This window comes from Lentzea guizhouensis (genome assembly GCF_001701025.1).
Taxonomy (GTDB): domain Bacteria; phylum Actinomycetota; class Actinomycetes; order Mycobacteriales; family Pseudonocardiaceae; genus Lentzea; species Lentzea guizhouensis.
On sequence record NZ_CP016793.1, the window covers coordinates 1824841 to 1847094 of the forward strand.

The 22254-nt window shown below is 65.5% G+C and carries 22 protein-coding genes; 10 read left to right on the plus strand and 12 right to left on the minus strand.

What is annotated here, in order from left to right:
- Nucleotides 1-8: 8 nt before the first annotated feature.
- The 7 genes from BBK82_RS09115 to BBK82_RS09145 form a co-directional block, all read right to left on the minus strand.
- Complete coding sequence (locus BBK82_RS09115) at nucleotides 9-1310, minus strand: MFS transporter (RefSeq protein WP_065914599.1); 1302 nt, start codon at nucleotides 1308-1310, stop codon at nucleotides 9-11.
- A gap of 98 nt (nucleotides 1311-1408) precedes the next feature.
- Nucleotides 1409-2881, minus strand: coding sequence for an FAD-dependent oxidoreductase (locus BBK82_RS09120; protein ID WP_065914600.1), 1473 nt, complete (start codon nucleotides 2879-2881; stop codon nucleotides 1409-1411).
- A complete protein-coding gene (locus BBK82_RS09125) occupies nucleotides 2866-4794 on the minus strand; it encodes a molybdopterin oxidoreductase family protein (protein WP_065914601.1) in 1929 nt (642 codons plus the stop codon). Before BBK82_RS09125 ends, BBK82_RS09120 begins: the two co-directional genes overlap by 16 nt.
- Before the next feature lie 105 nt (nucleotides 4795-4899).
- On the minus strand, nucleotides 4900-5697 hold the full coding sequence (locus tag BBK82_RS09130; RefSeq protein ID WP_071812558.1) for a TIGR02569 family protein: 798 nt from the start codon (nucleotides 5695-5697) through the stop codon (nucleotides 4900-4902).
- Between the two features lie 152 nt (nucleotides 5698-5849).
- Nucleotides 5850-7022, minus strand: coding sequence for an adenylyltransferase/sulfurtransferase MoeZ (moeZ, locus tag BBK82_RS09135; RefSeq protein ID WP_065914603.1), 1173 nt, complete (start codon nucleotides 7020-7022; stop codon nucleotides 5850-5852).
- 79 nt (nucleotides 7023-7101) lie between these two features.
- Nucleotides 7102-8097 (minus strand): DUF3152 domain-containing protein, encoded by a 996-nt coding sequence (locus BBK82_RS09140; RefSeq protein ID WP_237048108.1) that lies wholly within the window; start codon nucleotides 8095-8097, stop codon nucleotides 7102-7104.
- Nucleotides 8098-8137: 40 nt separating this feature from the next.
- Nucleotides 8138-9091 carry an alpha/beta fold hydrolase gene (locus BBK82_RS09145; RefSeq protein ID WP_065914605.1) on the minus strand — a complete coding sequence of 318 codons (954 nt, stop codon included), beginning with the start codon at nucleotides 9089-9091 and terminating at the stop codon, nucleotides 8138-8140.
- A 129-nt stretch (nucleotides 9092-9220) separates the two neighbouring features.
- On the opposite strand from BBK82_RS09145, the gene BBK82_RS09150 reads away from it, so the two are divergent.
- The 4 genes from BBK82_RS09150 (at nucleotide 9221) to BBK82_RS50035 (ending at nucleotide 13435) form a co-directional block, all read left to right on the plus strand.
- Nucleotides 9221-9850 (plus strand): TetR/AcrR family transcriptional regulator, encoded by a 630-nt coding sequence (locus tag BBK82_RS09150; RefSeq protein WP_065914606.1) that lies wholly within the window; start codon nucleotides 9221-9223, stop codon nucleotides 9848-9850.
- 70 nt (nucleotides 9851-9920) lie between these two features.
- The gene (locus BBK82_RS09155; protein ID WP_154697200.1) at nucleotides 9921-10709 is read left to right on the plus strand and encodes a hypothetical protein; all 789 of its coding nucleotides are present in this window, start codon (nucleotides 9921-9923) and stop codon (nucleotides 10707-10709) included.
- Nucleotides 10710-11307: 598 nt separating this feature from the next.
- Entirely contained in the window at nucleotides 11308-12702 is a 1395-nt protein-coding gene (locus tag BBK82_RS50030; protein ID WP_154697201.1) for a helix-turn-helix transcriptional regulator, read from the plus strand.
- 94 nt (nucleotides 12703-12796) lie between these two features.
- Entirely contained in the window at nucleotides 12797-13435 is a 639-nt protein-coding gene (locus BBK82_RS50035; RefSeq protein WP_154697202.1) for a 2'-5' RNA ligase family protein, read from the plus strand.
- A gap of 648 nt (nucleotides 13436-14083) precedes the next feature.
- Here the strand turns inward: BBK82_RS50035 and BBK82_RS50040 are convergent.
- The 4 genes from BBK82_RS50040 to BBK82_RS47370 all read right to left on the minus strand — a co-directional run bounded on the left by BBK82_RS50040 (nucleotide 14084) and on the right by BBK82_RS47370 (nucleotide 15771).
- Nucleotides 14084-14290 carry a hypothetical protein gene (locus tag BBK82_RS50040; RefSeq protein ID WP_154697203.1) on the minus strand — a complete coding sequence of 69 codons (207 nt, stop codon included), beginning with the start codon at nucleotides 14288-14290 and terminating at the stop codon, nucleotides 14084-14086.
- Entirely contained in the window at nucleotides 14287-14709 is a 423-nt protein-coding gene (locus BBK82_RS50045; RefSeq protein ID WP_154697204.1) for a hypothetical protein, read from the minus strand. Before BBK82_RS50045 ends, BBK82_RS50040 begins: the two co-directional genes overlap by 4 nt.
- Before the next feature lie 15 nt (nucleotides 14710-14724).
- On the minus strand, nucleotides 14725-15057 hold the full coding sequence (locus BBK82_RS50050; RefSeq protein WP_154697205.1) for a hypothetical protein: 333 nt from the start codon (nucleotides 15055-15057) through the stop codon (nucleotides 14725-14727).
- A gap of 273 nt (nucleotides 15058-15330) precedes the next feature.
- The gene (locus BBK82_RS47370; RefSeq protein ID WP_237048376.1) at nucleotides 15331-15771 is read right to left on the minus strand and encodes an Imm1 family immunity protein; all 441 of its coding nucleotides are present in this window, start codon (nucleotides 15769-15771) and stop codon (nucleotides 15331-15333) included.
- A 544-nt stretch (nucleotides 15772-16315) separates the two neighbouring features.
- On the opposite strand from BBK82_RS47370, the gene BBK82_RS09165 reads away from it, so the two are divergent.
- The 4 genes from BBK82_RS09165 (at nucleotide 16316) to BBK82_RS09180 (ending at nucleotide 19316) form a co-directional block, all read left to right on the plus strand.
- Nucleotides 16316-16642, plus strand: coding sequence for a hypothetical protein (locus BBK82_RS09165; RefSeq protein ID WP_065914609.1), 327 nt, complete (start codon nucleotides 16316-16318; stop codon nucleotides 16640-16642).
- On the plus strand, nucleotides 16639-18834 hold the full coding sequence (locus tag BBK82_RS09170) for a hypothetical protein (protein WP_154697206.1): 2196 nt from the start codon (nucleotides 16639-16641) through the stop codon (nucleotides 18832-18834). The genes BBK82_RS09165 and BBK82_RS09170 overlap by 4 nt, the downstream gene beginning before the upstream one ends.
- A gap of 4 nt (nucleotides 18835-18838) precedes the next feature.
- On the plus strand, nucleotides 18839-19057 hold the full coding sequence (locus BBK82_RS09175) for a hypothetical protein (RefSeq protein WP_065914611.1): 219 nt from the start codon (nucleotides 18839-18841) through the stop codon (nucleotides 19055-19057).
- Nucleotides 19058-19121: 64 nt separating this feature from the next.
- Entirely contained in the window at nucleotides 19122-19316 is a 195-nt protein-coding gene (locus tag BBK82_RS09180) for a hypothetical protein (protein ID WP_065914612.1), read from the plus strand.
- Nucleotides 19317-19394: 78 nt separating this feature from the next.
- Here BBK82_RS09180 and BBK82_RS09185 read toward each other — a convergent pair whose 3' ends face one another.
- Nucleotides 19395-20933: a recombinase family protein gene (locus tag BBK82_RS09185; protein WP_083267883.1), complete on the minus strand. Its 1539-nt coding sequence runs from the start codon at nucleotides 20931-20933 to the stop codon at nucleotides 19395-19397.
- A gap of 164 nt (nucleotides 20934-21097) precedes the next feature.
- On the opposite strand from BBK82_RS09185, the gene BBK82_RS52680 reads away from it, so the two are divergent.
- Both BBK82_RS52680 and BBK82_RS52685 read left to right on the plus strand, forming a co-directional pair.
- Nucleotides 21098-21568 carry a helix-turn-helix domain-containing protein gene (locus BBK82_RS52680; RefSeq protein ID WP_218920600.1) on the plus strand — a complete coding sequence of 157 codons (471 nt, stop codon included), beginning with the start codon at nucleotides 21098-21100 and terminating at the stop codon, nucleotides 21566-21568.
- A complete protein-coding gene (locus BBK82_RS52685) occupies nucleotides 21457-22239 on the plus strand; it encodes an IS630 family transposase (protein ID WP_237048377.1) in 783 nt (260 codons plus the stop codon). The genes BBK82_RS52680 and BBK82_RS52685 overlap by 112 nt, the downstream gene beginning before the upstream one ends.
- Nucleotides 22240-22254: the final 15 nt, after the last annotated feature.

Here is a 22254-nt window from a genome sequence, read left to right on the forward strand (position 1 = left end):
GGTGTGCGTCACACGCCCGCGTAGGCGAGCGAGGGCCGCGTCACGAAGACGTTGCGCCGCAGGTAGAACCACCACGTGGTGCCGAGGCAGAGCGCGTAGAACACCAGGATCGCGGTCAGCGCGGGCGTCAGGGTCTTCGAGCCCTCCAGCGAGAACTTGAAGACCAGGTTGACCAGCACGCCACCGGCAGCGCCGATCGCACCGGCGATGCCGACCACGGCGGCGGCCTGGCGCTTGGCCGACTTGTCGTCGTCCGACTGCGTGCGGAAGATCGCCGGGATCATCCGGTAGGTCGAGCCGTTGCCGACGCCCGCCAGCACGAACAGCGCGATGAACGAGCCGAAGAACAACCCGAAGTTCTTCATGTCGACGCTGACCATCACGCCGATCGTGCCGATCCCGAGCCCGACGAACGTGCCCAGCGTCACCTTCGCGCCACCGACCCGGTCGGCGAGCCACCCGCCCGCGGGCCGGGCGACCGAGCCGATCAGCGCGCCGAGGAACGCGAGCGCCACCCAGCCCTTGTAGTCCACGAAGCTGAGCTTGATCAGCGACGGGAACGCGAACGAGTAGCCGATGAACGACCCGAACGTGCCGATGTACAGGAACGACATCACCCAGGTGTGCTTGTTGGACAACGCGAGCCGGTACGACCGCCCGTCCGGCTTGGCCTGGGTGAGGCTGTTCATGAACGACCAGGCGCAGATCGTGGCGACCACGATGAACGGCATCCAGATCAGCGCCGCATAAGCCAGGTTGATCCCGGTGCCGACAGAGATGACGACCGGCACGACGAGCTGCGTGACCGCGACACCGAGGTTGCCGCCGGCCGCGTTCATGCCCAGCGCGAGACCCTTCTTGCCCTCCGGGTAGAAGAACGAGATGTTCGCCATCGACGACGAGAAGTTGCCGCCGCCCAAGCCCATCGCGGCCGAGGTGAGCAGGAAGAACCAGTACGGCGTGCCCGGCGTGGACACCGCGTGGGCGAGCATCGTGCACGGGATCAGCAGCAGCCCGGCGCTGATCGTCGTCCACAACCGGCCACCGAAGCGCGGCACCGCGAACGTGTACGGCACCCGCAGCACCGCGCCCACCAGGTTCGGCACGATCAACAGCCAGAACTGCTGGCCCACGCTGAAGTCGAACCCGACCGAGCCGAGGCTCACCACCACGATGCTCATGAGCACCCACACGCTGAACCCGAGGTTCTCGGCGAAGATGCTCAGCGCCAGGTTCTTGCGGGCGATCCGCTTGCCGGTGGACTCCCAGAACTCGGGCTTCTCCGGCTCCCAGTGGTCGATCCAGCTCATGTGCGTCCTCCGCGGAATCGGCGATTGCCGAACAACCTAAGAACCGGGCATTACCAAGGGGTTCTGCTCGATGACGGCGGCGGCAACTCCGCCGCACATCAGGCGGAAGCCGGTTGTGAGGCCCCCAGCCAGTCGAGCAGCCCGCACACCGCGTCCTTGCAGCCGCCACAGCCCGTGGTCGCGCGGGTGGCCTCCGCGAGCTGCGGCACCGTCTCCGCACCCGCCCGCCAGGCCGACACGATCTGTCCTTTGGAGACGGTGTTGCACCGGCAGATCACCGAGCTGGACGGCAGGTCCGCCGGTGACGCCGCTTCGGCGGGCAACGCCCGGCCCAGCAACAACGCCAGCCGGTCCGTCGGCGCGGGAATGCCGCGGTCGTAGAGCTGGGTGATCGTGGCGGCCGCGTCCGGCGCACCCAGCACGATCGCACCCGTGACCCGGTCGTCGCGCAGCACCAGCTTGGCGTAGCGGCCACGCGAAGGTTCCTGGAAGCACAGGACTTCCGAGTCCGGGCAGTCCACATCGACGTGCACGTCGCCCAGCGCCGCCAGGTCCACGTCACGCGCTTTCAACCGGGTCACCACGGACGTGCCGCTGTACCGCGCGGCCGGGTTCGCACCGGTCAGCCGGTCGGCGAGCACGGCCGCCTGGTCCCACGCGGGCTGCACCAGCCCGGACACCGTGCCGGGGTGCTGGGCGCAGTCGCCGATCGCGTGGATCCGCGGGTCGCTGGTGCGCAACGCGTCGTCCACCACGACCCCGCGGTCGACGGTGATCCCCGCTTCGACCGCCAGCGAGGTCTCGGCACGCACTCCCGCGGACACCACGACCAGTTCGGCGGGCACGTGCGTGCCGTCGTCGAGGACCAGGCCGTCACCGGGGAGGTACTTGGCGGCCAGCGAGTTCAGCCGGAACTCGATGCCGAGCTTGCCGAGCGTGCGGGCCAGCACACCGCCCGCGCCGGGGTCGAGCTGGCGTTCCATCAGGTGGCCGACCGGGTGCACGACCGTGACGAGACACCCTCGTCCGGCCAGCCCTCGGGCAGCCTCGATCCCCAGCAACCCGCCGCCCAGCACCACGACGGGCATGCCCTTCTGCGCCTTGGCCTCGATCTGCGCGCAGTCGTCCAGCGTGCGAAACGCGACCACGCCTTCCGCCAGCTCGCCGTCCTCCACCAGCCCTTCAGCCGGCGGCACCCACGGCACACTCCCCGTCGCCAGCACCAACGCGTCGTACGGAACGGTCACGCGGGAGTCCCCCGTGACCTCCAGGGGAACGCGGGACTCCCGCGTGACCTCCAGGGTGACGGTGCGGGCGGTGCGGTCGATGGCGAGAACCTCGTGGCCCAGGCGCAGGTCGATGTTGTGGTCGACTGCCCACTTGTCGTCGTGCAGGCGGGTCGCCGCGGGAGGCATCGACCCGGCGACCACGGTCGAGAGCAGCACGCGGTTGTACGCGGCGTGCGGCTCGGCTCCGATGACGGTGATGGAGATGTCCTGGTCACGGCGGCGCAGCTCGTCCGCCAACCGCGCGCCCGCCATGCCGTAGCCAACGATCACGACTCGTCGCATGCCCGCTCCAATCGCACCGCGCAGACCTTGAACTCGGGCATCCGGCTCGTGGGGTCGAGCGCGGGGTTGGTGAGCAGGTTCGCCCGCCCGTCACCGGGGAAGTGGAACGGCAGGAACACCGCGTCGACGCGCATGCTCGGCACGCACCGCACGGTGGCCGTGACACGACCCCTCCTGGACACGACGTGCGCGGGTTCGTCGGGAACCAGTCCCGCCCGCGCGGCCGTGTCGGGGTGCACCTCGACGTACATCTCGGGAACGGCCTTGAGCAGCTCGCCGATCCGCCTCGTCTGCGCACCCGACTGGTAGTGCTGCAGGACCCGCCCGGTGGTGGCCTGCAACGGGAACTCGGCGTCCGGCGGTTCCGCCGGGCCGGTGTGGTCGACCGGGACGAACCGCGCCAGGCCGTCGGCGTGGGCGAACCGGTCGAGGAAGAGCCTCGGGGTGCCGGGGTGGTCGGTCGAGGGCACCGGCCAGTGCAGCTGCTCGTCGTCGAGCCGCTCGTAGGTGATGCCGGAGTAGTCGGACAGGCCGCCTTCCGACGCCCTGCGCAGTTCTTCGAACGCCTCGCGCGGCTCCGTGGGGAAACCACCGACGCCGAGGCGGGACGCCAGGCCGTTGATCAGCTCCAGGTCGCTGCGCACGCCGGGCGGCGGGTCGAGTGCCTTGCGGCGCCGGATGACCCGGCCTTCGAGGTTGGTCATCGTGCCGTCCTCCTCGGCCCACTGGGTCACCGGGAACACGACATCGGCCATCGCGGCCGTCTCCGACATCACGAAGTCCGCGACCACCAGCAGGTCCAGCGCCTTCAACCGGTCCGCGACACCGGCCGCGCGCGGCGCCGAGACGACCGGGTTGCTGCCGAACACCAGCATCGCCTTGAGGTCGTCGGCGGTGAGCAGCTCGTAGGCGCTGCGGCCGGGTCCTGGCAGCTCGTCGACGCCCCAGACGTCCATGACGTGCGCGCGGGCCGCCGGGTCGTCGATCTTGCGGTAACCGGGCAGCTGGTCGGCCTTCTGGCCGTGCTCGCGGCCGCCCTGGCCGTTGCCCTGCCCGGTCAGGCAGCCGTACCCGGAGCCGGTCTTGCCCGGCAGCCCGAGCGCGAGCGCCAGGTTGATCCACGCGGAGACGGTGTCGGTGCCGGACGCGTGCTGCTCGCTGCCGCGCCCGGTGAGGAGGTAAGACCTTCCGGCCAGCATCTGCACCGCGGCGCGCTGGTCGGCGGCCGACACGCCGGTGACGCGTTCGGTCTGCTCCGGCCACCACTGCGCGGCGATCCGCCAGGCGTCGTCGAACCCGGTGGTGCGCTCGGCGATGTAGGCCTTGTCGACCAGCCCCTCGATCATCGCGGTGTGCAGCAACCCCAGTGCCAGCGCCAGGTCCGTGCCGGGCGCGGGCTGCAGGTGCAGGGTGGCGCGTTCGGCGGTGGCGGTGCGGCGCGGGTCGATGACGATCAGCCGGGCGCCTTCGAGGTGCCGCAGGAACGGCGGCATAGTCTCGGCCGGGTTGGACCCCGCGAGCAGCACCGTGTCAGCGGTCTTGAGGTCCGTGAGCGGGAACGGCATGCCCCGGTCGAGCCCGAACGCCTTGTTGCCGGCCGCCGCGGCCGACGACATGCAGAACCGGCCGTTGTAGTCGATCTGCGAGGTCTTCAGCGCGACCCTGGCGAACTTGCCCAGCAGGTACGCCTTCTCGTTGGTCAGCCCGCCGCCGCCGAACACGGCGACCTCGTCGGGCTCGTACTCGCGGATCTTGCGGACGACGAAGTCCAGCGCGTCGTCCCAGGACGCGGGTTCGCCGTGGATCAACGGCGTGGTGAGGCGGGATGGATGGCGCAGCAGCTCCCCCGCCGTCCAGCCCTTCTGGCACAGCCCACCGGGACCAGGGGCCACCTGGCCGTCGATGACGCTCATGGCGCATTGGAGCGCGCAGTACGGGCAATGGGTCACGCCGCTGACGCTAAGAAGCGCGCGTTAACCCGAAGCTCCGCAATGTTTCGAACCGGGAAATTGGCCCGCTCAGAGCAGTGCGGTCACGTGGTGAGCAGCTCGTTCCAAGCCCGCAAACGACTGTGGCGTTGACAACGGGTGCAACGCGTGCACGGCCAACCGGAACAACACGGCCCGCACCAGCGCCTGCTCCCACTCGGCCTGGTGGCTCCACCGGTGGAGCAGGCCGGAGTCGGCACCACCCCACGCGACGGCGTCCACCGCGACCACGGCGGCGGCGTACTCGGCGGGGCGCCAGTAGGCGGCGAAGTCGATGACGGCCGGCGGCGCGTTGCCCGCGAACAGCACGTTGCCGAACAGGTCACCGTGCACGACCTGGGGCTTGAGGTTGATCGGCTTCTGCACCTCGGCCAGCAGGTCGAACAGCCGGCCGCCGAGGTCGGCGTCGAGCGGCACCTCCTCCTCACCCCACGCCAACCGGTCGGCGACGGCGAACACGTCCGTGCGCGCGTCGAGGAACCGGGGTTTGGGCAGGTCGGCCGTGGCCTGGTGGAGGCGCTGGGCGACCGCGATGACCTCGTCGTGGCGTGCCTCGGCCCGGCCGGCGAGGAACTTCGTGGCCGACCAGCCGCCGACGACGTAGCGGCCGTCGGTGGACCGCAGCGGCCGGCCGATCCTGAGGTTCGGCACGTCGAGGTTGTCGAGGGTCTTGGCGATCCAGGTGGCCTCGGCGGGCCGGGGCGCGGGCCTGATCGTGGCATCGCCACATCGCCACGCCGGGCCACCGTCGATGAGCTCTGGTTCGGCGTCACGTGCCCCGAACGCCGCACGCACGTGCGCTGGGGGCGGTTCGGGAGACCGGGTCACGATCGCGCACGCTACCTGCTTAGGCCTTCTGGGTGGTGTAACACGACACGCCGTGATTCGCGCCGCCACCCGCCTGGTCTAGCGTTTTGGCGTCTGCAAGTACTACCGACTCCCACGTTGGTAGTACTTGCAGACGCCGTCAAGCCGGACGGTCAGTACGTCGGCAGGCTGGGATCGACCTCGCGAGCCCAGGCCAGCACGCCGCCACCGACGTGCACGGCGTCCTTGAAGCCCGCCTTGTGCAGCGCCGCCAGCGCCTCCGCCGAGCGCGCACCCGACTTGCAGTGCAGCACCAGCGGCTTGTCCTGCGGCAGCTCCGAGAACGCCTCACCCGACAGGATCTTGTCCTTCGGGATGAGCACCGAGCCCGGGATCTTCACGATCTCGTACTCGTGCGGCTCGCGGACGTCCACCAGCAGGAAGTCCTCGCCGGACTCCTGCTTGTGCTTGAGCTCGAGCGGCGTGATCGTGTTGCCCGCGGCCGCCTGCTGCGCGTCCGTGGACACGACACCGCAGAACGCCTCGTAGTCGATCAGCTCGGTGATCTTCGGGGACTCCGGGTCCTTGCGGATCTTGATGGTCCGGTACGACATCTCCAGCGCGTCGTAGACCATCAGGCGGCCCAGCAGCGGGTCGCCGATGCCGGTGAGCAGCTTGATCGCCTCGGTGACCATGATCGAGCCGATCGACGCGCACAGCACGCCCAGCACGCCGCCCTCGGCGCACGAGGGGACCATGCCGGGAGGCGGCGGCTCCGGGTAGAGGTCGCGGTAGTTGAGGCCCTGGCCGTTCGGCGCGTCCTCCCAGAAGACGCTGACCTGGCCCTCGAACCGGAAGATCGAGCCCCACACGTACGGCTTGCCCAGCAGCACCGCGGCGTCGTTCACCAGGTAGCGCGTGGCGAAGTTGTCCGTGCCGTCGAGGATCAGGTCGTAGTCGCGGAAGATCTCCAGCGCGTTCTCGGAGTTCAGGTGCGTCTGGTGCAGGACCACCTTGACGAACGGGTTGATCTCCGCGACCGAGTCGCGCGCGGACTCGGCCTTGGGGCGGCCGACGTCGGACTGACCGTGGATGACCTGGCGCTGCAGGTTCGACTCGTCCACGACGTCGAAGTCGACGACGCCGAGCGTGCCGACCCCGGCCGCGGCCAGGTACAGCAGTGCCGGGCTGCCGAGACCGCCCGCGCCGACGACGAGCACCTTCGCGTTCTTCAGCCGCTTCTGCCCGTCCACCCCGACGTCCGGGATGATCAGGTGCCGGCTGTAGCGCGCGACTTCTTCCTTGGTCAGCTCCGCGGCTGGCTCAACGAGCGGCGGAAGCGCCATGCTGGTCCTCCTCGACGAATGTCTCCGTGTCCGAGACAACGTCTACCCTGCCTGGACTCTTCCCGGTTGGAAAGCCGTCTCACCCAGCGGGAAACGCGTTCGGCTTGCACACCTTGCCGTCGGCGGGGACCACGTCCAGACCGGCGTTGAGCTGCGAGACGAAGTCGTTCGAGACGCCGAACGTCTGCTGCATCATCACCGGGGCCGGCGCGTCGGTCTCCGGGCAGGCCGCGTGGCCGCTGCCGAGCGCGTGGCCGACCTCGTGGTTGATCACGTAGTTGCGGTACCCGGACAGGTCCCGGCTGTAGGCCATGGCCCCGCGCACCCAGCGGGCGACGTTGATGACCACGCGCTTGCTGGGCTTGTCGAAGCACGAGGTCTCGAACGGGATCTCCTTGCCGCAGATCGCGTGCGTCGTCTTCGTGCTGGTCAGGATGATCGTGAAGTCCGGGTTCTGGTTCGCCTCGACCCGCTGCAGCGCGACCGTCTTGGTGCCGATCCAGCTGCGCGGGTCGGACAGGAAGCCCTCGACCGTGCGCCCGAACGCCGCCGCGTCGTCGTTGTAGTCCGCGGGCCGCACGCCGTCCTCGATGGCGATCGAGTACTTGCGGAACTTCGCCGCGTTCGCCTCGCCGACCCGCGGGCCGCTGCCGGCGACCGCCTTGAACGTGCCGACGCCGTCCTGCGAGAAGTCGGGGCCAGGAGGCAGCTCCGCGGTGGGGATGTTGAGCTGCGGCTTCTGGCCCTGGACCTCGGTCGCGGGCGGCTCGGGGGTGTTCACGGGCGTCTCGGCCGCGTTCGTGCCGGCGTTGTCACCGGACACGGGCGTCTTGGGCTGGACCGTGTCGAGCACCACCAGCGCGGTGAGCACGACCAGGACCGGGATCGCGTAGATCCGCCAGCCGTAGCTGGAGACGAGCCGCTTCACCCCGCCGCTGCGGCGTGGCCGCTGGAGCCGGCTGGTGCCCTCCGGCTCCCACGCGGCCGCGAGCGGTTCCGCGCTGGTACGCCGCGCGCCACGGCGGTAGCGGTCTGCGGGCGGAGCACTTCGTCCTCGCTCGGGGGCGCGATTCACGTGTCCCAGGGTCCCACACCGCCCGCACGGCCGTCGTCGGTCACCACGTCTGCCGGTCGACCGCCTCCCACATGCCCAGCACGGCCCTCGCCACGGTGGCGGGCCGTTCCATCTGGGCGACGTGCCCGGTGTTCGGCAGCACCAGCAGCCGGCCCTTCGGCAACGTCCGCGCGGTCCGCGGCCCCTTGCGAACGCTGACCAGCCGGTCGTTCTCGCCCCAGAGCACCAGCGTGGGCGCCCGCACCGACGGCAGCACCCGCCACAACGACCGCGCGCCGGGCGTGAGCCAGTTCGTCATCAACCCGACGGTGCTGCGGCTGAGCGCCCGGTTCGCCCACTGCTGCCTGGCGCGTTCCTCGTTCTCCGCGATCGACTCCTCGATGCGGTTGTCCGGCACGATGCTCGGGTCGGCGAAGCAGAGCTCCAGCATCTGCCGGGTGCGGTCGTGCGCGGTCATCTTCGCGAGCTCGCGGCGGACCTTCGCGCCGATGATCGGCAGGACCGTGAGCGCCATCCGCGGGTCGGACATGCGGTCGAGGCGCGGTCTGAGGTCGGGCACGGCCGGCGAGACCAGCGTGAGCGTCCTCACCAGCTCGGGCCTGGTCGCGGCGGCGATGGCGGAGATCGCGCCGCCCATGGAGTTGCCGAGCAGGTGCACCGGCTCGCCGAGGGTCTCGACGTACTTGACGACCGTCCGGGCGTGCGTGGCGAGGCTGAAGTCGTAACCGGGGATCGGCTCGGAGCGCCCGAAGCCCGGCAGGTCGATCGAGTAGCCGCTGACGTGGTCCTTCAGCTGGGCCGCGAGGTCGGTCCAGTTGGTCGCGCTCCCACCCAGGCCGTGCACGTAGACCGCGGGCGGCCCGTTTCCCGGCGTGACCCTGACGTGCACCTCGTGGTCGTCGATCTGGCAGAACTCACCTGGCCAGGGCGTCTGCCCGGTGTCCAGCGGCGGCAGCTCGGCGCGGGACAGCGGGGCGGGAATCAGCGTGCTCATCTCCCCAGGATGCGGGAAGCGGGCAAGACATGGTTCACGGAAGTGGGCTACCAGCGAGTAAGGTTGCGGTCACGCCGCGGTCGGCTGGCGCTCGACCCGACGGCAGTGATGAACAGTGCTGGAGGCACCATGACGGAGACGGCTCAGAGCGCACCCGCAGGCAGGGGCGTTCGACTGCCGCGCACCGCCCGCCGCGCCCAACTGCTGGCAGCGGCGCAGGACGTGTTCGTCGCGAACGGCTACCACGCCGCGGCGATGGACGAGATCGCCGAGCGCGCGGGCGTGTCCAAGCCGGTGCTGTACCAACACTTCCCCGGCAAGCTCGAGCTGTACATGGCCCTGCTCGAGTCGCATGTGGACGAGCTGGTCGGCCGCGTCCGCACCGCCATCGGCTCCACCACGGACAACAAGCTCCGCGTCCGCGCCGCCGTGGCCGCGTTCTACGACTTCGTGGACGGCGAGGGCCAGGCCTTCCGGATGGTCTTCGAGTCCGACCTGCGCTCCGAGCCCGCCGTCCAGTCCGCCGTCGAGCGCGCCACCACCGACTCGGTGGACGCGATCACGGACACGATCACCGCGGACGCCGGCCTGGACCCGGAGCGCGCGCGGCTGCTGGCCGTTGGTCTCGTGGGGTTGTCGCAGGTCACGGCCCGGTCGTGGCTGGCGGACAACCGGCGGGTGCCGAAGGAGGACGCGGTGGCGTTGATCTCGAACCTGGCGTGGCGCGGGATCGGTGGCGGGTTCCCGCTGCAGCACTGAGGTTTGCCACCAAACGTCGATCGCCGCCAGCCTGAACGGCCCAGTCGAGCTGTTCAGCAGGGGGTCGCGCGTGGCCGACGAGCACTGGCACAACAAGGCCGAGAACTCCGGCCAGACCGTTCAGGCCCGTGACGTCCACGGCGGCATCACGTTCTTCATCAACAAGAACGCGGTCAAGCTCGTGAGCCTCGGCGGGGTGCTCGTCCTGGCCGGCGGGGCGGCGCTCTGGCTCACCCAGCGGCCGCACGACCCGGCCGCACCGCAGGCGGCGCCGTCCAGCACGGTGTCGTCGGCGCCACCGGCCGCGATCCGGCTCGCCGGGAAGGTGATGATGGACGAGTCGGCCTTCGACAAGGTCGTCCCGTCCGGCGATCTGGAGCACGAGGACGTCGTCGTGAACTTCAGCGAGCGGACCCCGGCGACCCGGCCGTCGCAGGCCGAGTGGTTCGCAGCGCACGGCGCGGTCGGCGTGAACCAGGCCCGCTGGAGCTTCAGCCTGGACGGGATGCTGGACCACACCGTTCAGCTCGCCGACGTGCGGCCGGTCGAACTGGAGTGCGGCGAGCCCCTGGGCGGCACCTGCTTCAGCGACCCCGGCGCGGCAGAGGACCCTGAGCACCTCGTCATCGACCTCGACCAGCCGAAGCCCCGGTTCCTCCTCAGCTCACCGGAGCGGGACCAGCCGCCGCAGCCGTTGTTCGAGCGGAAGGTCGACCTGAAGAAGAACGAATCCACGCCGTTCCTGCTGATCGCCAACGCCACCAAGCAGCACTGCAAGTTCAGCTGCAGCTCTTCCACACCGCCGACGGGCAGCAGCGGGAGCACGTCCTGGACCTCGACGGCAAGCCCTTCGAGGTGACCGGCAAGGCGAGCCCGGAGAAGTACGACGCCGCGTACCTGTCCGGGCTCGCCCAGTGCAGGGTCTCCTACAAGGTGCCGTACTCGCACATCGGCGAACCCTGCTAGTGCGGTGACCACAATCTTCACCGTGTTTCCCGACGCTCAGCAGGGCACCTCGTGGGACCGGCCCCACGCCCCCATACGTCCAGTGGTTTCTACCGATTTAGTGACCTACTTGTGACCTGGGAAGACACCGTTTGTGCCGCTACCGGCGGCCCTACTGTGTCGGGCTGCTGCCCCTACCGGGTAGGGCCGTAGGGCCAGTGAGGTAGCGGCCTCAAACGCGGTGTGACCTGCGACGTAGGGCGGTAGGGGCTCTTTGTTCGTGACTCGGTCGATCCGGGTACTTCAAGCATGGAGAGGTGCGGCGGGCTATGCCGTGCTGGTGAGGCCCTACCGTCTGCAACTTGCACTCGCGGAAATCGCCGTGAACAGGGAGTACTCTGGAGATCCGTCATTGGTGAAGCGTGTGAGGTGAGCGCCCTGTCATGAGTCCGACCCGTGGACGTGGTGCCTCGACTTCACGCGAACGCCGATGCGGTCGATGCGATACGCCGTTGGCCGCAGACAACACGACGCGGATGTGCGGCCGCTGCCTGCGAGAATTTGGCGGACTCGATAAACCACCGGCAGGATTGACAAAAGAGTTCTTTTCCACGCCTGAGATGTGCGCAGCTCTTGATGCGAATCATATGGGTAAAGTGTTCAAGGCTTACAGGCAACATGAACGCTTTGTGAAGCTTCTCGGGCGACCACTCAGTCAAGAGGAATTCGGCCGCTGGCTCGGATTGAGCCAAACGGCAGTCAGTAGGATCGAAGGCGCAAAACCCGAGGAAAATCTCGGAGCGCTCCGCAAATATGCGGCTGCTCTACATATACCGAACGATCTTCTATGGTTCGATTTTCCGGGGGAGAATCGCGCTAGTCGGGCTTTTCAGGATGCGGCATGCAGCGGCAAATCAGCTGATTCGTTCGAATGGGAGAGTCCGGCAGCGATCGCAGAGAGAGCTACGGCCTTTGCGGCCAGTTCCAGTGACTCAGTCATTGAACTAACGCGCATTGCGGTCACTGACGTGATGTCACGATACGAAGCTGAGGGGCCGAGTAAGCTCGTAGCAGAAGCGTTGAAGATCCGTAAGACGACTCAGGAAGTTCTCGATGGCTGGATCCATCCGGCTAAGCGTGACGAGATTGTTCGTCTTGCAGCACAGTCAGCGGCGCTCCTCGGTTACATGGCTGTCAACGCAGGAAAGTTCAATGTAGCTAAAGCCTATTGCGCAGAAGGCGAGATGATGGCCTCTGTTGCAAACGATGTGGACCTGATGATGTGGGTTCGTGGCACGCAGTCGTTCTGCGCTTATTATGAGAAGGACTACGTAAAGGCTGCTGAGATCGCACGGTCTGGAATCGCGCTCGATCCCACTTCGCCGCAAGCTATTCGTCTTCGCTCAAACGGTGAAGCGAGGGCGTTGGGAATGCTTGGACAACGCGATGAGGCAGCATCTGCTATCAGTGATGGCGCGCGACTGCTGGACGCGATAGCGGATGACAGCGAGATTCTCGACTCGTGCATTTCGTTCAGTCCGTACGGATATGCGCGATTCGCAGCCAACGCAGCTACGGCATGGGTTCCCCTCGGAAACCTTGACCGGGTTGTTCAATACATCGGCGAGATTGACACAGCGGTGGAAGAAGCCGATTCAAACTGGAGCCGAGTTTTGACCCGGCTTGATATCGCAACAGCTGCTTTGATCCGGAATCCCCCTGATCTCGAACAGGCGGCATCGTTCGGAATCACAGCGCTTCGGAAGTGTGGGAAGAACCCCATTCAATCCATCCGACAGCGTGCCGCTACGCTTCGGGACATTGCGTCACAATGGATCGTCGTTCCGGTAATACGTGAATTTATTGAGCTGCACAATGCATGGAGCAAATCCAACGCAGCTCAGTAGAGGCGACGCTAGCCCGAAAAGAGGACAGCAAAAGTTGAGCGCCAGGACTAGCTACTTGGCTTTTCCTCCGGAACGCGCCGATCGAATCGACGACATGAGTTCAGTGTTGAGCAATGACCGCGAATCTTTCGACGAACTAGATCGATTGGAAAGTCATTGGGAAAGGCCTTTCAAGCGGTCGTTCTACTGGATGCTCACCTTCTCGCACGATCACTCTGTCGCCGAACTTGTGCGCTCTTGTCAGCAGGAGTTAAACCTTCCCTTCCTGGATCCTATTGAATCGGACGACTTGCATCTGACGATGCGTCGCGCGAGTTACGGCATATATACAGATGAAGGTGATGCCCTCCAAAACGCCGACGGCATACGTACACAACTCTCGGCAATCAATCAGTTTCGGTTGGGTCTCTTCCCCATGGCAGGGTCTCCCCGCGCTGTCCGAATGAGCGTTTTTCCCTGGGAGCCGCTCATTAAGATTTTCGACATTATTACGGATGGAGACGATCAGCAGACAACCGTCACAAGCAAGCTCTTTCGACCGCACGTAGGCGTTGGATACGTGAATCAATCGGTATCAGCTCGCCCAGTGATCGAACGAGTGATCAAGTTGCGGCGAATTGAACCGCATTGGACTACAGTGAAATCGGTTGATCTTGTCGATTTGAGGCGTGAGGGAAGTTCTTACAAGTGGGACACGGTGCTTTCTTGCGATCTCGGTTCCCGCACGATTTAGGTCTGTAATCGGTTAGCTATGCAGGTCTGAGATTTGTTTTTCGCCCGCAGTCTTCACATTGGTCTTCCGCCCATTTCATGGTTCCAATCCAGTTGGTCGAGTAGCTTACCTTGTCATTGTGCGGAGGGCATTTGGGTGGCGGGATGAACCCGGTTGCCCGCATGTCCCGGTTTGCGTCTTTCCTTGCTTGATTAGCGTTACCCACCAGATCAGAGCTAGGTTTCCCCTAAGGGCAATTGTTAATGATTTGCGCTACCGTGTCCGAAGAGATGCCCTATGAAGCACATATACTTTTTGACTATTTCACGTCCTTCGTGACTTCTTTGCATACGTTCCAGCATTTCTATTGAAATGTGCTGCGTGAGCCATAGAAAACAGTGCGCCAGACCGGCATTGGTGAGTTGGTACCGGGGTCGGGTCGGCAGGTGGTTCTCGGCTTCCACAACAAGCCGGAATTCATAAAGTCTCTGAAGGGCGTTGCTGGCCATTTTTGGGTTGCATCCGGTCTGGCTATGGATTTCTTTTGGACTCCATGAGCGATCGGGTTCACTGAGGAGAAGCATGATGATCGTGAAGCGGGAGAGTGTCGGGCGTCCTTCGGGTGGAGCGGCGGGCATGCTGATAGTTTCCTCGTTTGCTGGAGAATACTTAGCGGCTTTCGATAGCGTTGTTGCAGACACCGCGAATCGGGCACAGCTTGCACAACGTGGGCGGTCGCTCAATGGTCGGTGACAAGCCGGGCACAGTTGACAATTTCCTGCGTTTGTTTTTCAGTATCTTTGCGAATCGGCGGGCGATGAGCAGTCCTGCGGTCAGCAGGATGAAGGAGATGTAGTCGATCAGGTCCGGTCTCATTGCATACTCCTGCTGACGCGGTCGATCTTGCTGAAGAACGGGCGCAGTTTTGCGCCGCCGTTGATGTGCCCGCATTTCCTCTGTATCAAGTCGTAATCGCGTGCCACTAGTCGACCTGTGAGAAGACCGTGACGCAGCAGAGTGGCGCAGAGAGCCAGATTCCGCACGGTGCTCGGGTATGTGTCGCGAATGTGGAGGTACAGCGTGGCTGCCTCGTTGCCTTTGCCGGTGCGGACCATTTTCATGTACTGGGCAGTGTCATTGGATGCGGCGTTGAAAGCGGTGGCGTTCAGGCGGTTGGTGCTCAGGATTTCTTCCACGACAAAGCCGAGGCGTTCGCGGGAGTCGTAGGAGACGATCCAGCGCCACAGTGCTCTGAGAGGCGTTCTGGCGGTGCGTGATCTGGTGCGGTGTTTCATGCTTTGTCACCGCTCTCAGAAGTCGCTGATGTCTGCGATTGCGGTGGTCGGCCATTGCTTGACGGTGTCCACGATGGACCGTATGTCGCCGACGATCTTCTGTGTCTCGACGCCTTTTGAGGTGCGGCTCGCCGCCGTTTGTCCGTCTTCGTGGCCGTAGACGTGGATCACGTCGATATAGTGAAGTGAGCCTCGGATGTACAGCATCATTTCCGGGCCGTCGCCGTCTGTTCCTCCGAGTGCGCCGGGGACGAATCCCATTAGAACGAGTTCACGGACAGCGCTGAGAGCTTCTTTGGCGTTTGCGGGGTGGTCTGCGTGGTGGTTGGTCATGTCGTCGGTGCTCATATCGCGTCGCCGTCTTCGTGAATGAGGTTCTGTGGGAATGGGGAGGCGGTGTTGGCTTGCGTGGGCCATCTGCTGCGTGCCAATCGTTCGCAGAGGCTTAGCGCGAGTAGTAGATCCGTCATGGCGTTGATGGAGACGTTGCATTTGATGAGCTGCGTTGTGCCGACGTCCTGCAGTCGTATGGTGACGAAGTTGGGTCCGACACAGGTCACGTGAAGCGTGCGGCGATTGCCGTTCTCGTCTATCGCCGGAATTTCGAAGGCGGGAGTGTCGTCAGTATTGGTCATAGGGCACCCATTCGATACAGGTGGGGCGTGTGCGGGTGTTCAGCCACTCCATCAACGCGGCTCGTGCGCGAGGAATGGGAATCAACGCGCTGCGCGGAAATACTGCCCCGGTTTCGCCGTTGAAGACCAACGCGACAAAGGGACTGTTGTCGTCGGGGTTGTGGGAGTTAGCTATGGATAACGCGGGGTCGTCGTGGTCGATGTAGCTCAGCGCGGCAATATTGTTTCTCGGTGATGCGCTGACTCTGAGTTGGTGATTGGGGTACGGCCCTGACCGTTCGCTGTAGAACTCGACATCTCCGACTGAGAGAAGTGTTTCCCAGTCGGTGTGCTCGGTATGCAAGACCTGTTCTATCAGTTGGGTGCATTCGATGATCCCGCGTGCCACGCGGCCTATCTGCGTGGTGAGGATTGCCGTCACAATCATCGACACCGGTCACAATCTCATCGGGCCTCGGTGTGTTTGTGTGGTCACGTGTGTGACCAACCAGGCCGATTAGCTCACCGGTGGTGTGCGGGGTCTATGACAGTTCGCGGGTACCGTTACCCCGATCCTGCATATCCGCTGTTCGCAGGGGTTCTCAGCGCCTGGGCATGGTGCTGATGCTCACTCGTCAGGGCGAACGAGCATCCCGAGAGCAGCCCGTCACTAATGCGCGCCCCGTACCGGGTTGCAGCCGACTGCCTGTTTCCGCAGCTCAGATGGGGTGTCTCTGCGGAAGGGGAGATCAACATACAGATCCGGCATATCCGCGTTGATTTACCTGCCTTTTGTATGTCGATCATCGCGTGCGATCGCCTGACCTGCGGGTATTCCAAAACGCGCATAGCGTATGCAGAATCTGACATAGAGGTTTCTTTTGGTGGGCGGCTTACTTGAGTCATCGCCCCGCACCTGGCGGGGTGTGGCTCTCACAAGAGAGTCCCTTCCAAGAGATTGGGTTTACCTCATGTTCGAAACTCCAGAACAGATGCAGAACCGTTTGTTCCACCTGGCGTGGCTGGGTGAGGAACTCCCGACGATCGCGGCACAGCGTGACGGCGGGTGGATTTACCGGCAGATCGCCAGGGAAGCGGCGGCCGTGCTGGCCGTGGCTACGCAGTACGTCAGTGAGAACGAATTGGCGCGGGTGTTCATGGATGCTCGTGGGACGTTGTCGGCCGAGTCGCCCGAGGAACAGTCTGTGGACGCGGTGCGGGCGGCGTGGCTGGACACCGACGCGGTGACCAGCTCCCCGAGCTCGGTTCCCGAGCAGCGAACACGGGCACACGCGATGCGCGTGGACGGTCGCCGATGAGCGCGCGTGGTGTGACGCGGGCAGTGGTGGCGCGGGTGCGCGCCACCCTGCTCGGGTGGCTGGGTGCGTTCGGTGCCGTGATCGACGCGGTGACGGGCTGGTGGGTGGAACGGGTGCTCTTCTCGCCCGCCTACCTCGCCATCGCGGGATGGGTGCGGGAAACCGTTGCGGCACTTCGGTTCTGGCGTGGCTGGCCCGTGCTCGCCGACCGGGCGCGTCGGGTGTGGCGTGCGGTCTGGTCGGTGGCCGGACCGCCCGTACGGGACGCGGCCGGATGGCTGCGCCACCGCGCGCCGGGTGTGGTGTGGCGGGGCGTGTGCTGGTTCGCACGGCGCGCTCCCCGCTGGACCTGGCGGACCACCGTGTACGCCCTGTGTGGTGCGTGGTGGGTGGTGTCGCGCACGGTCCGGTGGGCGTCGGGGCACGCCTCTTACGCGAGGTTGGTCCGGCAGATGGACGACGAGCAGCGGCACGGGACCGCGAAGCGGTTGCGGGAGGAGTGGGCGCGCATGGCCGCCGTGCGGTCGGTGCTCATGTTGATCGTCGCCGTGGTCGTGGTGCTGGTCGTGTCCGGTATCGCGGGCAAGCTCGGGAACCTTCCCGCGGCCTCGATCATGTTCGGTGTGTTTGCGCTGGTAGGAAGGGGTGTGCGACCCCAGCCGGCTGAGGGTGATCATGATCATGAGCTGATCGTCCACAGTGGCCCGGATGAGCCGTTCCCGATCGCCGACGCGCACACCCGCGCCGAAGCGGCCGACGCGGTATCACGGGCGCTGCGCACGGAAGGTGTGGATCTCCGGCTGGTCGGCGAGGCGGTGCGCCAGTCGTGGGGGTGGGAAGTCCCGGTGATCTTGCGCCGGGGCACCCCTTCTCAGGTGGTCGACAAGTTGGCCGCGCTGGAAACCACTCTCGATCTACCGGCGGGCGGGGCGATGGCGTCCCCGGACCGCACCCGCCGCGCCCGAGTGGTCATCCGGCTGGCCGAGCGGGACCCGTTCACCGGGTTGCAGGCCGCGCCCGCACACGCGGCACGGCCGCTGGTGTCGCGGTCGATCACCGACCGGCTGCACGTCGGATCGGTGATCACCGGCGAACCCCTCGCATTGGGCTTGCTCGGGGTGCACGGGGTCGTGATCGGTGACACCGGGTCCGGGAAGTCCTCGACCCTGGCCACGCTCGCCGACGCGGTGACGGACTGCGCGGACGCGACCGTGTGGGATCTCGACCCCGCCGGAACCGGGCTGGACGTCCTCGCCGATTCGATCGAGCGCAGCGAGCGCACCCGCGCCGGGATCGAGGACGCCTTGGCCGATGCCCTGGCGTTGGCTGAGGTTCGGCCGCATCTGTTGCGGGACATGGGAATGCAGGGGCGTGAGTGGGTGCCCACGCGTGAGCATCCGGCGGTGATCGTGTTCGTGGACGAGTACTCGCGATTGTCCAACGCTGCCAAGGAAATGGCGGTCGAGGTGCTGCGGATCGGCCGCAAGGCGCGGGTGTCTCTTCTGCTGGCCGCGACGGAGGCGACCAGTGACACGCTCGGGGACGCGATCGCCGACACCACGGCGCTCAAGATCCTGCACGCGTGCCGACACGCGGACGTCCGGTTGGTGCTGGGTCCGTCGATGCTCGGGGAGGGGTGGCGGCCGGACCGGCTCAACCCGGCATCGGCCGACAGTCCCGAGGACGCGGGCAGCGCGTACGTCTACGCCCCGCACTACCGCGACCCGGTGTTGTCGAAGTTCCGCCCGGTGTCCGATGAGGACACCGCACAGCGGGCACGACAGCGGGCACCGCACCGTCCGAGGGTGGACGCTGTGTCGATCGAGGCGGCACGCAAACGCCGTGCTGCCAACGGTTTCAGCCCATCAGGCAACGGCAGTGGGAGTGGGCGGCACCGTGCGGTGATCGCCTTGCCGTCGCCTCGATCCGGTGAGCCTGCCCCGCTGGACCGCATGGCCGTCGCGGACGTGCTGGCCGCGTTCGGCGACGACGAACGACTGTGGACCGTGGACCTGTTGGCCCGGCTTGCCGGGCGGCACGACCGGTACGCGGACTGGACCCCGGAAGACCTGGCGGACGCGTTGCGGCCCCTGAAGCTCTCTCCGGCGCAGATCAAGCAAGACGGGCGTAACCGGCAGGGCTACCACCGCCAAGTCGTCAGCGACGCTCTCAGCGCCCAGGAACGGGGGTGAACACATGACCACCACCGCAACCGTGACCGTGGCCGTCCCGCTGATCCTGGCACTGGTGATCTTCTACGCCGTCAAGCACGGAAAGCAGAAAATCCTCGGGGTACTGCTGGGAATCGCGTTCGGCGTGAGCCTCGCACCGACCGGACTCGCCGGACACATCGGCCGTGCCGTGAATGCGCTGATCATTTCCGGGATCAACACATTGTCCGGACTGTTCAGCTGAAGAATCAATCCGGGAGACGGAAACCGTCGACATCCACCATGCGAGGGGAGGTGATGAGACCACGATGAATGATGAACACGAATCGGCGATCACCGGAGGTGACACAGAGACAACCAGCTACTTCACGCCAGAACAGAGAGAAAGCATGGAACACTGGCGGAAGATCGTCGCCACCATGCCGCCGATGACGCAGGATGAAATCAATAGGATCGGGGCGTTGTTCTCCAGGATCGACGCGCGTCAACGCGACACAAAGTAGCCCGGCACACAGCGGAACTGAACACCGTGATGCCCCGCGCCATTTTCACTGGCGCGGGGCATCACGATATTCAGGCCGCTAGCGGCGAGTCTTGCCGTTGAGAAAAGGGGCCTTCGGGTCCGCTGTGATCATCCGATCACGATCAAACACACGCTTGCCTTCTTTCGGTGACGGCAAGATCCGGATCTGCAACGGACCCATGGCATTGGCCAGCATGGCACGCTTTTCCACTACGTCCGCATCCGCCCACTTCGCATCGATCTGTTCGGCGGCCAAAGCGGTCGTCGGACCTTCCGGCGCTCCACCCGACAGTTCATCGTATTCCGCTTGCAAGTCGGTCAAGTCGTCCATCAGCGGGTCGTGTGATGCCTCGAACGTCTTCAGGGAAATCTGACGTCGTCCCAGCTTCTCAGACAACGCCTGCTGCAACGCCTCGATTTCCTCGATCTCGGCAGCAAGTTCCCTCAACCGCCCGGACACCTCAGCACGCGCAAGAGAGATGGCATGGGCGTAGTGAGGGTCCGACAAGCGGGAGACCACGAAACTCCGCAGTTCACGGTCCACGGCAGCCTGGTCGACAGTGATCGACCCACAGTTACCCGCACGCTTTCGGCAGTAGTAAATTTCAATTCGACCGCCCGTGCTCTTGCGCTCTCCTTTGTCGCGGCCGGTGAGCTTGTTCCCGCACACACCACACCGCAACATTCCTGACGCCAGATATTTCCGACCTGGGGCGGCACCACGGCGACGACTTTCCATCATCGCCCGGACCCGCAACCATTCCTTTTCATCCACGACAGGTTCACCCGGCAACCGGCCGACCACTACACCATCTGTTTCCAGGCGACCGGCCAACTGTGGACGCAACAGAGTCTGGCGCACCGTCTCGCCGATCCATTCACCCCCGTCTGTCGTCCCGAGCCCTTGCTCATTCCACAAGCGCGCAACCTTGGATGAGTCGGTTGCATTGAGTGACATCTCATGCACAGCTTTCCGCAACGCCGCCTGCTCCCGCTTCACCAGCGATTCGGAAACGTACGGACGCGCGTCCGTCTTGTCCTTCGGTCCAGGCTTCCAAGTCAGGTCTTTTCGCATCATCCCGAAACCCGGACGTCCGCCCACCGTACGGCCACGTTCGCGGTAAGCCTGCATTCGGCGGGTGATCCGGCGCGACGCGTCATCAGATGAACGTGCCGCGTGCGCGACCTCGATTCGCAGAATGAACCGGTCGTCCGGATCGGACAGGTTGCGCGTACCGTGCGAACTGATAACGAGAAACCCGTTATCGGCTAGGTCGATCAGTCGTTCCAGGTCGCGTGGCTGACGGAAAAGGCGGTCTACGTGCCAGATGGCGATACCTTGTGAAAGACGCTGAGCGGCCCGGTCCAACAACCTCTCGAAATCGGGCCGCTTCACGTTCTTTTTCCACGCGGACAGACCGTCACTCAGCTCAAGACCCAACGAACCGCCGTGACGATGGATCGTCGCCTGGTTGTCCTTGTGCTGATCCTCGACCTTCTCCAACTCCAATGTGTTCGGGTTCCACGACAACCGCGCGTAGGAGTCGAACACCGGCAAAGCCCTCTGACCTGCACTAACCTTCTCTGCGTCGCCCATGCCTCCACAGTAGGTCACCAAAGCGGTACAACCAGTATGAGGACGTGGGGCCGGCCCCACGATGCACCCGTCTGACCGCCGCGAAACGCGGCAAAGGTTCGTGGTCACCGCACTAGTAGTGTGTCGCTGCTTACTTACGGCGTTTTGGCTGGGAGGCTGTTGTCATGGCCTCCCAGTTGAAGCGGCCGGTGACGTTGTCGGCACGGGATCGTGAAGAGCTGATCCGGCTGACCAGCACGGGTGTGCGTGCGGCGTCGGCGATCAGGCGGGCGCGGGTGCTGCTCGCGCTGGACACCTCGGTGGGCGAACCCGATCCGAAGGAAGTGATCGCGACCCGGCTCGGGGTCTCGGGTGAGATGCTGCGGCTGGTCGCCAGGCGGTTCGCCGAGACCGGCGGTGATGTTCTTGCCACGATCGGACGTAAGAAGCGTGCTCTTCCGCCGGTGCCGTCGCCGGTGACCGGGGAGGTGGAGGCCCGGCTGATCGCGCTGGCGTGCTCGGCACCGCCGGCCGGGCATGCCCGGTGGTCGTTGCGGCTGCTGGAAAAGCATGTCGAGCTCACCGAGGACATCCCGAACCTGGACCACTCGACCATCGGCCGGGTGTTGAAAAAACGCAACTGCGTCCTCATCTGAGGAAGTGCTGGACCATCCCGCCACGCGCCAACGCCGAGTTCGCCGCCCGCATGGAAGACGTCCTCGCCGTCTACGCCCGCCCGTACGATCCCGCCCGCCCGGTCGTGTGCATGGACGAGAAACCCTTCCAGTTCCTCGGCGAGGTCCGCGACCCGCTGCCGGCCCGGCCGGGCCGCGATGCCCGCCAGGACAGCGAATACGTCCGGCGCGGCACCTGCTCGATCTTCGTGTTCACCGACCCCCTGCGCGGCTGGCGGCGTGTCCACGCCCTGGCCCAGCGGACCAAACTCGACTGGGCCGGGCAGGTCAAACAACTCCTGACCGTCGACTACCCCGACGCCGGGACCGTGGTGCTGGTCATGGACAACCTCAACACCCACACCATCGCCTCGCTCTACGACGCCTTCCCGCCCGCCGAGGCCTTCGCCCTGGCCCAGCGCCTGGAAATCCACCACACCCCCAAACACGGGTCCTGGCTCAACATCGCCGAGATCGAACTCTCCGCACTCAGCCGCCAGTGCCTCGACCGCCGCATCAGCGACCTCGACACCCTCAACACCGAACTCGCCGCCTGGCAACACGCCACCAACACCAACCAGCGCGGCGTCGACTGGCAGTTCACCACTCACGACGCCCGCACCCGACTCCGCCACCTCTACCCCAAAGGTTAGAAGCGACGGTCTACT

What these genes read in the sequence shown, in the direction of transcription:
- BBK82_RS09115 (WP_065914599.1), bottom strand. Translation starts at nt 1,310, where the DNA reads ATGAGCTGGATCGACCACTGGGAGCCGGAGAAGCCCGAGTTCTGGGAG.
- BBK82_RS09120 (WP_065914600.1), bottom strand. Translation starts at nt 2,881, where the DNA reads ATGCGACGAGTCGTGATCGTTGGCTACGGCATGGCGGGCGCGCGGTTG.
- BBK82_RS09125 (WP_065914601.1), bottom strand. Translation starts at nt 4,794, where the DNA reads ATGAGCGTCATCGACGGCCAGGTGGCCCCTGGTCCCGGTGGGCTGTGC.
- moeZ (WP_065914603.1), bottom strand. Translation starts at nt 7,022, where the DNA reads ATGGCGCTTCCGCCGCTCGTTGAGCCAGCCGCGGAGCTGACCAAGGAA.
- BBK82_RS09145 (WP_065914605.1), bottom strand. Translation starts at nt 9,091, where the DNA reads ATGAGCACGCTGATTCCCGCCCCGCTGTCCCGCGCCGAGCTGCCGCCG.
- BBK82_RS09150 (WP_065914606.1), top strand. Translation starts at nt 9,221, where the DNA reads ATGACGGAGACGGCTCAGAGCGCACCCGCAGGCAGGGGCGTTCGACTG.
- BBK82_RS50035 (WP_154697202.1), top strand. Translation starts at nt 12,797, where the DNA reads ATGAGTTCAGTGTTGAGCAATGACCGCGAATCTTTCGACGAACTAGAT.
- BBK82_RS50040 (WP_154697203.1), bottom strand. Translation starts at nt 14,290, where the DNA reads ATGAGACCGGACCTGATCGACTACATCTCCTTCATCCTGCTGACCGCA.
- BBK82_RS50045 (WP_154697204.1), bottom strand. Translation starts at nt 14,709, where the DNA reads ATGAAACACCGCACCAGATCACGCACCGCCAGAACGCCTCTCAGAGCA.
- BBK82_RS50050 (WP_154697205.1), bottom strand. Translation starts at nt 15,057, where the DNA reads ATGAGCACCGACGACATGACCAACCACCACGCAGACCACCCCGCAAAC.
- BBK82_RS47370 (WP_237048376.1), bottom strand. Translation starts at nt 15,771, where the DNA reads ATGATTGTGACGGCAATCCTCACCACGCAGATAGGCCGCGTGGCACGC.
- BBK82_RS09165 (WP_065914609.1), top strand. Translation starts at nt 16,316, where the DNA reads ATGCAGAACCGTTTGTTCCACCTGGCGTGGCTGGGTGAGGAACTCCCG.
- BBK82_RS09170 (WP_154697206.1), top strand. Translation starts at nt 16,639, where the DNA reads ATGAGCGCGCGTGGTGTGACGCGGGCAGTGGTGGCGCGGGTGCGCGCC.
- BBK82_RS09175 (WP_065914611.1), top strand. Translation starts at nt 18,839, where the DNA reads ATGACCACCACCGCAACCGTGACCGTGGCCGTCCCGCTGATCCTGGCA.
- BBK82_RS09180 (WP_065914612.1), top strand. Translation starts at nt 19,122, where the DNA reads ATGAATGATGAACACGAATCGGCGATCACCGGAGGTGACACAGAGACA.
- BBK82_RS09185 (WP_083267883.1), bottom strand. Translation starts at nt 20,933, where the DNA reads ATGGGCGACGCAGAGAAGGTTAGTGCAGGTCAGAGGGCTTTGCCGGTG.
- BBK82_RS52680 (WP_218920600.1), top strand. Translation starts at nt 21,098, where the DNA reads ATGGCCTCCCAGTTGAAGCGGCCGGTGACGTTGTCGGCACGGGATCGT.